The sequence below is a fragment of the Rhodanobacteraceae bacterium genome, from assembly GCA_016713135.1.
Taxonomy (GTDB): Bacteria; Pseudomonadota; Gammaproteobacteria; order Xanthomonadales; family SZUA-5; genus JADKFD01.
In genome coordinates this window covers 46,062-61,727 of the sequence record JADJPR010000007.1, presented here as the reverse complement: position 1 = coordinate 61,727, position 15,666 = coordinate 46,062, and the positions used below count along the sequence as shown (strand labels likewise).

9 protein-coding genes and 1 pseudogene are annotated in these 15,666 nt (G+C 67.8%); 1 reads left to right on the top strand and 9 read right to left on the bottom strand.

What is annotated here, in order from left to right:
- Positions 1 to 7 precede the first annotated feature (7 nt).
- The 9 genes and pseudogenes from IPK27_08560 to IPK27_08520 form a co-directional block, all read right to left on the bottom strand.
- On the bottom strand, positions 8 to 6,511 hold the full coding sequence (locus IPK27_08560; protein MBK8067671.1) for a choice-of-anchor D domain-containing protein: 6,504 nt from the start codon (positions 6,509 to 6,511) through the stop codon (positions 8 to 10).
- A 124-nt stretch (positions 6,512 to 6,635) separates the two neighbouring features.
- Positions 6,636 to 7,172 carry a TlpA family protein disulfide reductase gene (locus IPK27_08555; GenBank protein ID MBK8067670.1) on the bottom strand — a complete coding sequence of 179 codons (537 nt, stop codon included), beginning with the start codon at positions 7,170 to 7,172 and terminating at the stop codon, positions 6,636 to 6,638.
- Positions 7,169 to 9,411, bottom strand: a pseudogene (locus IPK27_08550) (protein-disulfide reductase DsbD). The gene IPK27_08555 and the pseudogene IPK27_08550 overlap by 4 nt, the downstream one beginning before the upstream one ends.
- Before the next feature lie 281 nt (positions 9,412 to 9,692).
- Positions 9,693 to 10,013 carry a divalent-cation tolerance protein CutA gene (locus tag IPK27_08545; protein MBK8067669.1) on the bottom strand — a complete coding sequence of 107 codons (321 nt, stop codon included), beginning with the start codon at positions 10,011 to 10,013 and terminating at the stop codon, positions 9,693 to 9,695.
- A gap of 3 nt (positions 10,014 to 10,016) precedes the next feature.
- Positions 10,017 to 10,298 carry a DUF493 domain-containing protein gene (locus tag IPK27_08540; GenBank protein ID MBK8067668.1) on the bottom strand — a complete coding sequence of 94 codons (282 nt, stop codon included), beginning with the start codon at positions 10,296 to 10,298 and terminating at the stop codon, positions 10,017 to 10,019.
- Positions 10,295 to 11,503, bottom strand: a complete 1,209-nt coding sequence (locus tag IPK27_08535) for a D-alanyl-D-alanine carboxypeptidase (protein ID MBK8067667.1) — start codon at positions 11,501 to 11,503, stop codon at positions 10,295 to 10,297. Before IPK27_08535 ends, IPK27_08540 begins: the two co-directional genes overlap by 4 nt.
- A 162-nt stretch (positions 11,504 to 11,665) precedes the next feature.
- On the bottom strand, positions 11,666 to 12,475 hold the full coding sequence (locus IPK27_08530) for a septal ring lytic transglycosylase RlpA family protein (GenBank protein MBK8067666.1): 810 nt from the start codon (positions 12,473 to 12,475) through the stop codon (positions 11,666 to 11,668).
- Between the two features lie 222 nt (positions 12,476 to 12,697).
- Positions 12,698 to 13,699: a lytic murein transglycosylase B gene (gene mltB, locus IPK27_08525; GenBank protein ID MBK8067665.1), complete on the bottom strand. Its 1,002-nt coding sequence runs from the start codon at positions 13,697 to 13,699 to the stop codon at positions 12,698 to 12,700.
- Between the two features lie 90 nt (positions 13,700 to 13,789).
- On the bottom strand, positions 13,790 to 14,140 hold the full coding sequence (locus tag IPK27_08520) for a helix-turn-helix transcriptional regulator (GenBank protein MBK8067664.1): 351 nt from the start codon (positions 14,138 to 14,140) through the stop codon (positions 13,790 to 13,792).
- Between the two features lie 116 nt (positions 14,141 to 14,256).
- Here IPK27_08520 and IPK27_08515 point away from each other — a divergent pair, with 116 nt between their 5' ends.
- Positions 14,257 to 15,528: an NAD(P)/FAD-dependent oxidoreductase gene (locus IPK27_08515; protein ID MBK8067663.1), complete on the top strand. Its 1,272-nt coding sequence runs from the start codon at positions 14,257 to 14,259 to the stop codon at positions 15,526 to 15,528.
- The last annotated feature ends 138 nt before the right edge of the window (positions 15,529 to 15,666 follow it).

The following is a 15,666-nucleotide window of genomic DNA, read 5'->3' as shown; positions in this document are numbered from 1 at the left end:
TCGCGAATCAACGCAGTGTGGCACCCTGCAGACGATAGCCACCGTCCGCGGCGACCACGGTCCAGCTCAGCAAGGGCTCGCCATCGAGCGTCTGCCAGACGCCGAGTTGCAGCGCGCCCTCCGGTCCGTGCAGCGCCAGCGCGTACTGCATCCGTCCATCGAACTGCCGGGCGTAGAGCCGCAGCGCCTCGCCGCGCACGTCGTTGAGCCGGTAAACCACCACGGCCACTTCACCGATCGCGCCGCGCAGCGCCGGGCCGGGTACGCGGAAGGAGCCCGCCGAGGTGACGACCTGCGCGTCTTCCAGGCCGTCGGCGAAGATGAACTCGTTGCTGTCCTGGTCGCTCGCGCTGTTGTTGCCGGGCACCAGGTCTTCCACCGTGGTGTCCACGGGCAGTTCCACCAGCGCCTGGTTCAGGATCTGCTGCACGTTTTGCGCGGTGCCGTAGAAGGTGAAGGTCAGCAGACCGCCCACCGGGAACCCCGCCGTGGTGGTGTCCAGGTTACCGCTGCCGCCGGTCACCGGGCAGGCCACGCCGCCCGAGGCATCGCAGCTCCACACGGTGTTCGCCAGGCCCGTCGGGATGTCATCGCGCACGCGGATGCCCTGCGCCGCATCCGGACCGAGGTTGCGCACCTGCACCGTGTAAACGATCAACTCGCCGGGGCGGAAGATGCCGACCGCATTGCTCTTGCTTACCTCGATGTCGCTGCGGGCGTAGACCAAGGTCTGCGCGTTGCCCGCACCGCTGCTCGACGAACCGTCGAAGTTGGCATCGCCGGCGTAGCTGGCGCTGATCTCGCGGCTGCCAAGGGCGCTGAAGGTCAGGTTGCAGCTGGTCGCCGGCAGGATCGCCGTGCAGCTCGCCGCGCCGCTGCTCAGGGTCACCGTGCCGGTCGGCGTGCCCGCACCAGGCGAAGTCACTGCCAGCGCGAAGCTGAAGGCGATCGGCTGGTTGATCCGGCTGCGCGTTGGTCCGGACACGCTGATCGTGGTCGCTGCCGGGTTCACCTGGTGGGTGGTGGTCCCGCTACTGGCCGCGAAGGCGCTCGAAGCCGGCGTGTAGCTCGCCGTCAGGGTTTTCGCCCCGGCGCTGGTGCTGGTCAGGCTGCAGGAAGCGCTGCTGTTCGGCGCGGTGCCGGCCACCAGCGTCACCGGACCGCAACTTGCCGTGCCATCGCTGATGGTCAGTGTGCCCGCTGGCGACGTGGTCACTGCTGCCACGTTGACGCTCACCGTGTACGACTCGCCGGTGACCGTCGGATCAGGCGTGTCGCCGGTGATCGTGGTCACCGTCGGCTGCTGGTCGTCGTCAAGGATGGTGCCGGTGCCGCTCAGGCTCGCCGGCGTGGCATTGACCACGCCACTGAGGTTCATACTGAAGGTCTCGTCGCCCTCATACGGCGTGTCGCCGACGATCGTCACCGGAATGCTGACGCTCATCTGGCCAGCGGGGATCGTGAATCCCGTGGACGCCAGCGCGTGGTAGTCGTTGTCGGCCGTGGTCGCGCTGCCATTCGCGGTGGCTGCGTTGAAGCTGGTCGTCAGGCCCGACACGGCAGACTGGGTCACCACGAAATTCATCGTCGACGTCCCCGAGTTGCCTTCCGACTGGCTCGGGCTGCTGATGCTCAACGTCGGCGCGGCGTCGTCGTTGCTGATCGTGCCGGTTGCCGTGGCCGGGCTCGAACTGACATTCGCCACGCTCGGGGTGCCCAGGCTCACCGTAAAGTCCTCGTTGGCCTCGAACAGGGTCTCGCCGGTCACTGCAACAGAAACCGACTGGGTCTCACCCTGCGTGCCCGCGAAACTGAGCTGCGCACCGCCGGCGATCGCCGTGTAGTCCGTACCCGCCAGCGCCGTGCCGTTCGCGCTGGCCACCGGCACCGTGAAGCCGCCCTGCACACCGGCCGACAGCGTCGCGGTGAACACGAAGTTGGTGGTCCCGCTGTTGCCCTCGCTCTGGGTCAAGCCGACGAGAGCCACCGTCGCGCTGTCGTCGTTGTTGATCGTGCCGGTACCGGTGCCGGTGGTCACGGTCACGCCCGCGTTGTCCGGCGTGCCCAGGCTCACCGTGAAGGTCTCGTTGGCCTCGACCACCGTCTCGCCGGTGACTGCCACGGTCACCGTCCGGGTCTCGCCGGCGGTACCGGTGAAGGTCAGGACGGTGCCACCTGCGATTGCCGCGTAATCGCTGCCCGCGGCGGCCGTACCGTTGGCGCTGGTCACCGGCACCGTGAAGCCACCCTGCACCGCCGCGCCCAGCGTCGCCGTGAACACGAAGTTGCTGCTGCCGCTGTTGCCTTCGACCAAGGTCACGCTGTTGATCGACAGGTTGGAGCTGTCGTCATTGCTGATCGTGCCGGTGCCGGCACCACCGCTCACGGTCACGCCGGCGTTGCTCGGCGTGCCCAGGCTCACCGTGAAGGTCTCGTTCGACTCGACCGCCGTATCGCCACTCACCGCGACGGTCACCGTCTGGGTCTCACCGGCCGTCCCGGCAAAGGTCAGTTGCGCGCCCCCGGGGATCGCGGTGTAGTCGCTGCCTGCTGCAGCCGTGCCATATGCGCTCGCCACCGGCACCGTGAGGCCGCCCTGCACCGCACTTGCCAGGGTCGCCGTGAACCCGAAGTTGGTCGTGCCCGAGTTGCCCTCGGCCAGGGCCACGCTGTTGATCGACAGCGTGGTCGCATCGTCGTTGTTGATGGTGCCGGTTCCCGTCGCGGGGCTCGCGCTGACTCCGGTCACGCTCGGCGCTCCCAGCGTCACTGTGAAGGTCTCGTTCGCCTCCACCGTGGTGTCGCCGCCGACCTGCACCGTCACAGTCTGGGCCTCGCCGTTGGTCCCGGCAAAGCTGAGCAGCGTGCCACCGGCGATGGCCGTGTAGTCGCTGCCGGCGCTCGCCGTCCCGTCCGCGCTCGACACCGGCACCGTGAACCCGCCCTGCACCGACCCGGTCAACGTCGCCGTGAACACGAAGTTCGTCGGCCCGGCATTGCCCTCGGTCTGGGTCACGCTGCTGATCGACACCGTCGCGCTGTCGTCGTTGTTGATCGTGCCCGTCCCGGTTCCCGTGCCCAGGCTCACGCTCGGGTTGCTGGGTGTCCCAAGGTTCACCGTGAAGGTCTCGTTCGCCTCGACGATGGTGTCGCCGGTCACGGTCACCGTGAAAGTCACCGTCTCGCCGGCGGTGCCGGCGAAGGACAGCGGCGAGACCCCGGAGAGCGTGATGTAGTCGCTCCCCGCCGTCGCCGTGCCATCCGCGGAACTGACCGGCACTGTCACCCCGCCCTGCACCGCGGCGCTCAGGGTCGCGGTGAATCCGGCGAGCGTGTTCCCGGCATTGCCCTCGGTCACGCTCGTGCTGCTGATCGACACCGTCGCGCTGTCGTCGTTGTTGATCGTGCCCGTCCCGGTGCCCGTCCCCACGGTTACGCCCGCGTTGCTCGGCGTGCCCAGGCTCACCGTGAAGCTCTCGTTGGGCTCGACGATGGTGTCGCCGGCGACCGCCACCGTCACCGTCTGGGTCTCGCCGGCAGTACCCGCAAAGGTCAGCTGGGCGCCGCCCGGGATCGCCGTGTAGTCGCTGCCGGAAACGGCCGTGCCGTCCGCGCTGCTGACCGGCACCGTGAAGCCGCCCTGTACCGCCCCGGCCAGGGTCGCCGTGAACACGAAGTTGGTGGTGCCCGAACTGCCCTCGGCAAGGGTCACGTTGCTGATCGAGACGCTAGCCGTGTCGTCGTTGTTGATGGTGCCAAGGCCGCTGCCGTCGGCGATGGTCGAATTGGTGGCGCCGCTCAGGTTCACGAAGAAGGTCTCGTTGGCCTCCAGCACCGTTTCGCCGATCACCGGAACGTCGAAGGTCTTGGTGGTATCGCCGGCGTTGAAGTTCAGGACTTGCGATGTGGTGGTGTAATCGCTGCCCGAGGTCGCGGTCCCGTTGCTGGTCGAGGCCGTGACTTGCAGGAACTTCCCGCTGGCGGGCGTCAAGGTCACGGTGAAGGTGCGTGGACTACTGCCCGAATTGCCTTCGGCCTGGGTGACATCGTTGATGCTGAGGCTGGGCGCGGGGTCGTCGTTGAGGATCGTGCCGATACCCGAGTTGTCAACCGCGGTGGCTCCAGTCACGTTGCCGACAGCAACGAAGAATGCATCGACGAACTCGTCGCGCACATCGCCCACGACCGCCACGCTGAAGGTGTAGGTCGAGTTGCCCGCGGGGATCGTCTGGCCGGTCAGGGTCTGGGACACGTAGTCCTCCCCGGCCACCGCGCTGCCATCGCTGGTCGCGATGATGAAACTCACGCCGCCCGGAGGCGCTGGCGAGTCCAGCGAGACCGTGAAGTCGAAGGCCGTGGTTCCGCTGTCGCCTTCGTTCATGCTGACGTCGTTGATGCTGAGTCCGATCGTCCCGGTGCCCTGGATCGCGAAGTCGTAGGTGGCCTCGTGCGGGTCGTTGTTGGTGAAGCTCACCGTGGCGGTGTGCAGGCCTGCCGCGCTCGGGTTGAAAGTCACCTGGAAGGTGGTGCTGCCGGGGCCCGCGACCGGACTGGTCGGGTTGGCCGTGACTGTGAAGTCCGCGGCATGCGTGCCCGAAATCGTCGGGGTGTTGACCGTCAGGTTGGCCGTGCCAGTGTTCTGGATGGTGAAGGTGCGCACCACCGTCCCGCCGGAGATGGCGATGCTGCCGAAGTCGGTATGGTCGGTCGCCGATGGCGTGGCGTCCCCGTCGGCGATCGAGACGCCGTTGCCCTGGACGTTGACCTCCGGGTCAACCCCCGTGCCCTGGATCGAGAAGTTGTAGGGGTTCTCGTTGGCGTCATTGTTGCTGAAGCTGACCGACGCGCTGCGCAGGCCGAGCGCGCTCGGGTTGAAGGTCACCTGGAAGGTGGTGCTGCCGCCGGCTGCGACCGAAGCGGCGGGATTGGCGCTGACGCTGAAATCCGCCGCGTGTGTGCCACTGAGGGACGGCGTGCCCACGGTCAGCGAGGACGTGCCGGTGTTCTGGATGGTGTAGGTGCGCACCACGGTGCCGGACGCCACGCTCTGGCTGCCGAAATCGGTGTGGTCGGTCAGACTGGGCGTGGCGTCGCCGTCGGCGATCGTGGTCGAGTTGCCCTGGACGTTGGCCTCTGGCGAACCCGAGGCGGTGTATTTCATCGTGACCGCGTCCTGGTCACCCGCCGCGTTGGTCGAGTCGACCAGCACATAGACCACGTCCGGTGCGGCCACGACGATGCCTGGACTGCCGGTGTTGGGCGCCGAATCGCTGCGCCCGGCACGGTCATACTGCTTGTCCCAGACCAGTGCACCGGTGTTGCCGTCGTACTTGACGGTGTAATGGTCGGTGAAGTTCGGGCCGGCGTTGTTGATCGAGACCAGCCCCGTCACGTAGACGCCACCCGCCGAATCCACGGCAATGTCGCGCCCTTCGTCGGTCAGCGCACCTGTCGGGCCATCGACGATGTTCTGCCAGATGACTGCACCGGTCGCGCCATTGAGGCGCCCGCTCAGGATGTCGCGAGTGGCCACGACGCCCGTCGCATAACCCACGAACACCGGGTCGTTGCCGATCATCGCCAGACCAAAGGCCTGGTCCAGCGCGGACCCGGGACCGTTGATCATGCGTCGCCACAACTCGGTACCGTTGGCACCATTGAGCTTGATCACGCCGGCGTCGCCGGAAGGCACACCGGCGTTGTCCTGATTGAAACGGCCGGCGACCAGGACGTTGTCGGCACTGTCCACGGCGACGTCGAAACAGCGGTCGGTACCTGGGAGGTTGCCCACCAGCTGAATGCTCCACCGCTGGGTGCCGCTGCTGTCGTATTTGACGACCTGGCAGTCGGCGTTGCTGCCGTTGTTGCGCTCGCCGACGGTGATCACGCTGCCGGCCGAGTCGAAGATGACTTCAGCCGCGATGGTGTTGAGCGGACCAGAGAACGATTGCGCAAAATTCTGCGTGCCGGCTGCGGTGAATGAGCGCGTGTCGAAATTCGCACTCGACGTGCTGCTGCCGCGCACGGCTGCGGTCGCCACGTTGTTGGACGGGCCGATGGCGACACCGTGGACGCCATCGGCGGGGAAGGAGCCGGCCGCGTAGGTCTGCGTCCACTGGACGACACCGCTCACGGATGCGAGTTGGTTCACCTGTGCCGAGAGCGAGGAACTGCTGCCGGAGGAGCCACCGACAATGATGTCGCTGAGCGAGTTCGCCGCGATGTCGAGCGGCTGCCCAAGCTGGCCGGTGGCAAGGTCGCGAACCCACAGCGACGCGCCGCTGGCGCTGTTCAACTTCTCCACATGGGTGATCGTGTTGGCGCGCGCGACGATCGCTGGATGACCATCGGGCCCGAGCGCAATGCCGTTGGCAAGTTCGCTGGTGGCGCCTCCACCCGCATTGTAGACCGCGGTCCAGGCGACGGTGACCGGAAGGCCGGCCTTCACGCTGTCTGGCTTGGAGGCCGCGAAACTGGGCCCGGGGAGCAGCAAGGGGGCGACCACAAGCACCAAGGGAAGCCTCAAGTCGGCCATCGCGAGTCTCCCTCTGCAATAGGTCGCCAATACTGGCCTGCATCTCATTGCGCGTCCATAGGCCGCAAGGGATCCGCCTGCCTGAGGGAAGGGCCTCGGCTCAGTCCAGGACTGCGCGCAGATCGGCGCGAAGGTCCGCCTCGTGGTACTCCCCGAGCTTGCGCCCGTGCAAGCGGCCCTGCGCATCGACGATCACGGTGAACGGCAGCGCGTCGCGGTCGTTGCCGTAGGCGCGCATCAGCGCGAAGTCGCTCATCGATGCAAGCAGGATCGGGTAGTCGATGCCCATCTCGCCGACGTAATTGCGCACCGCCTCGGGCTCATCCAGCGCGATGCCCAGGACCTCGACCCGATGCGCGCCGAACTCCTGGCGCAGGGCTTGCAGCACCGGGATCTCGCGGCGGCAGGGCGCGCACCAGGGCGCCCAGAAGTTGATCACCTGGACCCGGCCGTCGAAGGCCTTGCGCGCCACGCGGCTGCCATCGAGCGCCGGCAACTCGAACTCGATCGCCGGCGCGCCGATCGACAGCGCCCCCGGCGGCGGATTCAGGCCGAACCAGGCATGCCCGGCCCACAGCCCGCCAGCGCCCGCAGCCAGCGCGGCAACCACGATGGCGGCCTGCGCGCGCAGGCTCACGGCTGGCCCGCCTGGGCGAGCGCCTCGGCTACCGTGCCCTGGGTCAGCAGCGCCGGCAATACGCGCGGGGCGCCGCCGTTCTTCGGAAACACCACGTACAGCGGCACACCGACCGCCTTGAAGCGCTGCAGGAAGGCGGTGATCGCCGGATCCTCGTTGGTCCAGTCGCCCTTGAGGTAGGCGGAGCCGGATTCAGCCAGCGCGGCACGGAAGGCGTCGGTCGACAGCACCAGACGCTCGTTGACCTTGCAGGTGGCGCACCAGTCGGCGGTCATGTTGACGAACACCGGGCGACCCTCGGCCTGCAGCGCGGCCAGGCGCTGCTCGCTGTAGACCTCCGACACGTCCTGCGCCGCGCCGCGGCTGCTGATCGCCGAGGCATCCAGGCTGGCGACGAAGCGCAGCGGGAACGCCGCAATCCCGAGCAGCAACAGCACCAGGCCCCAACGGCGCACCCAGGTGTGCTCGCGGTGGCGCTCGAACCACCACAGCGCCATCGCCAGCGCCACGCCGCCGGCCAGCACCGCCCCGGCGCCGTCCATGCCCACCTGGTGGCCCAGCACCCACAACAGCCAGACGCCGGTCAGGTACATCGGGAAGGCCAGCGCCTGCTTCAAGGTTTCCATCCACGCGCCGGGGCGCGGCAGTTTGTCGGCCAACGCCGGGATGAAGCCGATCAGCAGGAAGGGCAGCGCCAGGCCCAGGCCAAGCGCGAGGAAGATCGCCAGCGCCAGCCAGGCCGGCTGCGCCATCGCGTAAGCCAACGCGCCGCCCATGAACGGCGCGGTGCACGGGCTCGCCACCACGCAGGCGAGCACGCCGGTGAAGAACGCGCCCTTGGCACCCTCGTCCTCGGTCAGGTTCTGGCCGAGGCCACCGAGCGAGGCACCGAAGGCGATCACGCCGGACATCGACAGGCCGATCGCCAGCATCACGTAGACCAGCAGGCCGACAAACACCGGCTGCTGCAGTTGGAAGCCCCAGCCGAGCGCGGCGCCGCCGCTGCGCAGGCCGAGGATGGCCAGGCCGAGCGCGGCGAAGGACACCAGCACGCCGATGGTGTACCAGATGGCGTGGCGGCGCGCATAACCCGAACCGTGCGCGCCATTGGCCAGCCCCAGCGCCTTGAGCGACAGGATCGGCAGCACGCAGGGCATCAGGTTCAGCACCAGGCCGCCGAGAAGCGCAAACAGGAGTGCGGTCAGCACACCCATCGGCGGGTCCGCCGCGGCGCTTGCCGCGCCAGATCCGCCGTCCGCGCCCTCGTGCCCTCCTGCCCTCATGCCCTCGTCGTCAGCGCCCTTCCCGGCCGGCAGTTCCAGCGACAGCGTGCGCCGCATCACCGGGTAGCAGATGCCCTGGTCCTTGCAGCCCTGGTACTCGGCATGGATCTCGATGGTCTGCGCGGCCTCGGAGTCGCGCACCACCGGCAGCGGCAGCTCGAAGGACTCGAAATAGACCTGCACCTGGCCGAAGTGCGCGTCCTCGTGCGGCTTCGCCGGCGGCCACTGCGGGGTCAGCAGGCGCACGCCGGGGCCGCGGCGCTGATCTCGGTCTTGTCGCGGTAGAGGTAGTAACCCGGCGCGATGGTGAAGCGCGCCAGGATGGTATCGGGCCTTGATGCGATCGCCTCGAAGCGGAAGGCCTCGTCCTCCGGCAGTGCGTCCTGCACCGCACCCACCGCCGGCTGCCCCGGCAGCCCGAGGTTCAGCCCGCCGACCGGCGCGGTCTGCGGCCAGCCGGTCGGCTCCACCGCCCCACTGTTGCCGCCCGGCGGCAGGCGCACCTCGACCTGGGTCTTCTGCGGCGGGTAGCAGATGCCGATATCGGCGCAGCCCTGGTAGCGCACCTCCAGCCGGATCGACTCCTGGCTGGCCGGAAGCTCGGGCAGCGGCTGGGTCAGCACCAGCGACTGGCGATAGGTCTCGACATCACCGAAGAACTCGTCGTGCTTCTTCGTGCCATCGGGAATCACCAGCGGCGCCAGCTTCGGCTCGCCGCCGACCACCGCGACCGCGAAGCGATGGCGGTACAGGTAGTAGCCCTCGGCGATCGCGAAGCGCAGTTCCGCCGCATCGCGCGTCGGCGCGTCGGCGGTCAGCGCAAAGGCGCGCTCCACCGGCAGCAGGTCCGATTCGTCGACCGCGCAGGCCAGCGCCGGCAACAGCAGGCTGGCCAGCGCCAGCAGCCAGCGGGCGGTTCGGCGATGGGCAGAAGCGGGAGGCGGCTGGACGGTCATGGGCGGCAGGGCTGGAGGTCAGTCGGTCTCGGACCGGCGCAAGGGGGGAAAAGTTTCACGCGCACGAGGGCACGAGGGCACGAGGGCACGAGGGCACGAGGGCACGAGGGCACGAGGGCACGAGGGCACGAGAAGGCTCGCGATCTTCGGGACCATTGCAAGTAACCGATGGTACTGGCCTTCCAACTACTCGCAGTGAGAGTCGGCTGGATCTGGGATGAGGTCTTGGCGTGCCCTCGTGCCCTCGTGCCCTCCAAACGCCCTCGTGCCCTCGCAAGGTGCTAGCCCACACTCTCCCGCACCCACGCCAAGTACTCCGGCAACCCGCCGCTCACCGGGGTGGCGATGATCTCGGGCACCTCATAGGGGTGCAGTTCGCGCAGCCGCGCCTGGAGCGCTTCGAAGCGCGCCGCGGTGGTCTTGATTGCGAGCAGGGTTTCGCTGGCGGACTCGATCGCGCCCTGCCAGCGGTAGGTCGATTGCACCGGGCCGATGCGATTCACGCAGGCGGCCAGGCGCTCGCCGACCAGCGCGGCCGCGAGCGCCTCGGCGGCTTCGACCGGACAGCTGCACCAGACCAGCAGCAGGTCATCGGCGGCCATGGATCAGAGCCGGTAGACCACGTCCGGGTGCGACTTGATCACGAGGTACAAGGCTTCCAGTTCCTCGCGGGTCGCGACATGCACCTCGATGTGCAGCGACTGGTAACGCCCGGTGCGGCTGAAACGTTGCGCCACCGGCGTGTCGGTGCGGCGGGCCCCGGCGTCGGCGAGCGCCGCGAGGAGTGATTCGCGGAAGGCCGCGTGCGGCGGTCCCATCGCGATCAGCACATGCGCTGCCGGGAACTTGAGACCTCGCGGTTCTTCTTCGCCCTGCTGCGCGCTCATTCGGCGGCCTCTTCGTCATCCTCGAACCACAGCCAGAAGCCGTCGACCGTGCGCCGCCACAACCCGCCTTCCGGCGCTGCCGCGATCGCCACCAGCGGGCGGTCGACCAGCGGTTTGCCATCCAGGCTGACGCTGACATTGCCGACCTTCTGCCCGGCCTCGACCGGCGCGATCAGCAGCGAGGGCAGATCCATGCGCGCCTTGAGCTGCTCGTACTTGCCGCGCGGGATCACCACCAGCACGTCGTCGGCCACGCCCAGTTGCACGCTTTCGACCTCGCCTTTCCACACCTTGGGTTCGGCCAGCACCTGGCCCTTGGTGTAGAGCTTGTGCGTCTCGTAGAAGCGGAAGCCGTAGTTCAGCAGCGACTGACTTTCCTGCGCGCGGGTCTCCTCGCTCTTGCTGCCCATGACCACCGCGATCAGGCGCATCTCGCCGCGGATGGCGGAGCTGGCCAGGCAGTAGCCGGCCGATTCGGTATGCCCGGTCTTGATCCCGTCGACGCTCTCGTCGCGGCGCAGCAGCGCATTGCGGTTGTACTGGCGGATGCCGTTGAAGGTGAATTCGGGCGTGGCGTACCAGGCGTAGTACTCCGGGAACTCGGCGATCATCGTGCGCGACAGGATCGCGATATCGCGCGCGGTGGAGTAGTGCGCCGGATCCGGCAGGCCTGGCGCGTTGGTGAAATGCGAGTACGTCATGCCGATGCGCTGCGCATGCGCATTCATCTGCTGCACGAAGGCCTCTTCGCTGCCGGCCAGGTGCTCGGCCAGCGCGATGGTGGCGTCGTTGCCGGACTGCACGATCATGCCGAGCAGCAGGTCCTTGGCCGGCACTTCGCTGTTGGCATTGATGAACATGCGCGAGCCGCCGAGACCGCGCTTCCACGCGTTCTCGCTGACGCGCACCTTGTCGTCCAGCTTCAGGCGTCCGGCGCGCAGCTCGTGGAACAGCACATAGGCGGCCATGACCTTGGTGATGCTGGCCGGCTCGACGCGCTCATCGGCGGCCTGGTCCACGATCACCTGGCCGGTGGCATATTCCATCAGGATCGCCGACTTGACCGGCAGCGAGGGCGGATCCGGGATCGCCACGGCCATCGGCTTGGGAGTCGGCAATGCCGGCTGCGGCAGCGCGGGCGCTGGCGCCTGCGCGGCGAGCGCGGCGGAGAACAGCAAGGCAAGGGCAGGAAACAGATTCTTCATCGGCTTGTCGGATGGCGGCCCGGAGCGCTGGCGCCCGCGGGCAGGGAGGGAGAATGGGGACGCAGCGCCCGGGGCAGGCGCGGATGGGCGGCGACGCTAACCGATCGTCGCACGCCGTGCGTTAACCAATGCGGTCCGGAAAGTGGCGGATCCAGGATCCGCTCACGGCTGGTGAATCACCCTCGGCTCGCCAAAACCGCTGCGGCGCAGTCGCTCGCGTACCGCGTCCGCCGCCTGGATATCCGGCAACGGGCCGATCCGCACGCGCCAGACACGGCCGGACTCGGTACTCGCGGTGTAGACGCGCACTCCGTCGAACCCAGCCTGTATCAGCCGCTTGCGGTAGGCAATAGCGTTTGCACGGGTGCCGAAGGCCGCGATCTGGACCAGGATGCGCCCGTGCGTGGCGACCACCGGCGGCACCGGGCGGTCAGCGTTGACATCATCCCCAGCGTGCAGCACGCGGACCTCGACCGGCGCGGTGCCGCTGGTGTGCACCCCGAGCTTGACCGCTGCGGCGTAGGACAGATCGATCAGCCGGTTGCCGACGAAGGGCCCGCGGTCATTGATGCGCACCACCACGCTCTTGCCATTGTCCAGCCGGGTGACCCGCGCGTAGCTCGGCAGCGGCAGGGTCTTGTGCGCGGCGGTGAACTGGTACATGTCGTAGGGCTCACGCGTGCTGGTCAGGCGCCCGTGGAACTTGGTGCCGTACCAGGAGGCGGTGCCGCGCTCCACATAGCCGGCGCTGCGTGGCAAGACCTTGTAGCGCTTGCCCATCACCACGTAGGGCGAATGGTTGCCGTAACGCGCCAGCGGCTCGTCCTTCGGCACCGGCTCGGGAATCGCATCCACGTCGAAGGGCACGTTCGGCGGGCCGTCCAGCGGCTCGTAGCGATGCGGCGCGGAGGATTCGCGCGGCCCGCGCTCCGGCCCGCGCGAGGCGCAGGCGGCGAGCAGGACTGCCACCATGACCAGGATTGCCAGCCGCGAAGGCTCTTGGCCGCGAAGGACGCAAAGGACGCAAAGAAAAGCGAATGTTCTGGGCGGATGCTTTCACATCGTTGGAACAGCGGCGCGCTTCCAGGGCGTCGACGACTCGCTGAATGCCCGTGCTCTTCTTTGCGTCCTTTGCGTCCTTTGCGGACAAAAAAAACTGCCCCCGGCGTTCAGGCCCCACTGACCGGAAGCCAATCACGGCGCAATCCCGCCGGTGCGTTCGCGGATCGCCTGGGCCAGCTCGTGCACCGCCATCGCGTACATCGGCGAGCGGTTGTAGGTGGTGATCACGCGGAAATTGCGGAAGATCGCGAAATAGCCGAAGTCGGCGTCGGCGACCTCCAGCATCAGCAGGTTGCAGGCCTCGTTGGGGGCAATCGCGCTGCCGTCGGGCGGCTGGTAGCCCCACTCGACCAGCTGGCTCAGCGGGAAGATCGGGTCGAGGCCGGTGTCGCGCAGGCGGCGCGCGCCGGGGCCGGGGACCATCGCCGCGGTCACCGGGCCGCCGGGCACCCAGCCGTGGTCGCGCAGATAGTTGGCGATGCTGGAGAAAATGTCGTCCGGCGTGGTCCACAGGTCGATCTTGCCGTCGGCGTTGCCGTCCACCGCCCACTTGACGAAACTGGTCGGCATGAACTGGCCCAGGCCCATCGCACCGGCATAGGAACCCTGCACATTGGCCAGGTCCAGCTCGATATGGCGCTCCTTCGGCAGGTTCAGGAAGCGCACCAGCTCGCCGCGGAAGAAGGGCGCGCGCGGCGGGTAGTACAGGCCGAGCGTGGTCAGCGCGTCGATCACTTTCCACTTGCCCGTGATGCGGCCGTAGAAGGTCTCCACGCCGATGATCGCGACCACATACTCGGCTGGCACGCCGTAGGCCGCCTGGGCTTTCGCCAGCAGCTCGCGGTTGGCCTCGAAGTAAGCCGCGCCGCCGGCAATGCGCTCCTCGGTCATGAAGATCGGCCGGTAGGCATGCCAGGGCTTGACGCCCTCGGCCGGGCGGCTGATCGCGTCGATGATTGCCTGCTGGTAGGTGGCGCCCTGCAACAGCGCGCGCGCCTGCGCGGCCCGCGCCTCATCGCCCGCCGCCACTTCGGCGATCACCGCGTCCATCCCCGGGTGCTTCTCTGTGGCGGCGTCAGCCGCGCCGATGAGCTGGCACAGGGTCAGGGCCGCGAGGCAGGCGCGTCGGAGCATCGTCCACTCGATCAAGTCAGGAACGCGGCGGATGCTACCTTGACCGGTCGTGCAAGTTGTTCAGGACGTGTCACGTCCTGGGAGGCCGCTTCAGCCCGGTTCCGGCGCCGCCTGGGTGACCGGTTGGCCGCGCGGCCGGCAATAGATCCCGTGCAGCGCCGACAGCACGCTGGCGACCGCCTCGCTGGCGACGCGGTAGTAGATGGTCTGCGACTCGCGCCGGGTGGCGACCAGTTCGTCCTCGCGCAAGACGGCGAGGTGCTGCGACAGCGCCGACTGGCTGAGGTCCAGTTCGGCATTCAGCTGGCCCACGGAGCGTTCGCCCTCGAGCAGATGGCAGAGCACGAGGAGACGGTGCTCGTTGGCCATCGCCTTCAGCAGGCGCGCAGCGGCACCGGCATTGGTGCGCATCTGTTCCATGTCGAGCGCGTCCAGGCTCATCGCCGCCCTCCCTCAACAAAATGTCTAGTTGCTAATTTAGCATGTGATGATATGGTTGCGCGAGAGACCTGCGGGCGTTTCCGGGGTCTCGCACATCGACCTGGGAGGGAGCGGCAATGGCACATATCGTGGTGGTGGGCGCCGGCATCGGCGGCATGAGCGCAGCCTATGAGTTGCGCGGGGTACTCGGCAACGGTCACCGGATCACGGTCGTCGGCGACGGCCCGCGGTTCTCGTTCAACCCCTCCAATCCGTGGCTGGCGGTGGGCTGGCGCAAGCCGGCCGAGATCCAGGTGGAGGTGGGGCCGTACCTGGCGAAGAAACAGATCGACTTCATCCCCGAGGCCGCGGCAAACATCGACGCCGCCGGCAAACGGCTGACGACCGTCAGCGGACGGGCCTTGGAGTTCGACTACCTGGTGATTTGCACCGGCCCGCGGCTGGCCTTCGAAGAGATTCCCGGCTTCGGCCCGGTCAACGGCCATACCCAGTCCATCTGCACGACCGACCACGCGGACACCGCATGGGCGAACTACCAGGAGTTCCTGAAGAACCCGGGTCCGGTGGTGATCGGCGCGGTGGCCGGCGCGAGTTGCTTCGGCCCGGCCTACGAATTCGCGATGATCCTGGATGCCGATTTGCGCAAGCGCAAGCTGCGCAGCAAGGTGCCGATCACCTACGTCACCAGCGAGCCGTACGTGGGCCACATGGGCCTGGGTGGCGTGGGCGACTCCAAGGGCCTGCTCGAGGCCGAGTTCCGCCAGCGCCACATCAAGTGGCTGACCAACTGCAAGGTGCGCGAGTTCGCGCCGGACAAACTGGTCGCCATCGAGCACAACGACCACGGCGAGGCGGTGCGCGAGCACGAGGTACCGTTCAAGTTCGCGATGCTGATGCCGGCATTCACCGGCGTGGCCGCGGTGGCGGGCGTCGAAGGCCTGTGCAATCCGCGCGGCTTCACCCTGATCGACGATTACCAGCGCAATCCGAAGTACCCGTACATCTATTCCGCGGGCGTCTGCGTCGCCATCCCGCCGGTCGAGAAGACCCCGGTGCCGGTGGGCACGCCGAAGACCGGCTTCATGATCGAGTCGATGGTCACCGCCATCGTGCACAACATCAAGGCCGCCATCGAGGGCCGCGAGCCGCAGGCCAAGGCGACCTGGAACGCAATCTGCCTGGCCGACATGGGCGACACCGGCGCGGCCTTCGTCGCGATCCCGCAGATCCCGCCGCGCAATGTCACCTGGGCCAAGGTGGGCAAGTGGGTGCACCTGGCCAAGATCGCCTTCGAGAAGTACTTCCTGTCGAAGATGAAGAGCGGCAACACCGAGCCGATCTACGAGAAGTACGTGCTCAAGGCGCTGGGCATCGACAAGCTGAAGTGAGCTGGGCGGCGCTCTGGTTGTAACCAAGAGCGTTTGACGCAAAGGACGCAAAGGGGAAAAGCGAAGGACGCAAAGTAGAGCCTGCCAGACGGGCGCTCCTTGCGTCCCTCGCTTTTTTGCGTCCTTTGCGTCCTTTGC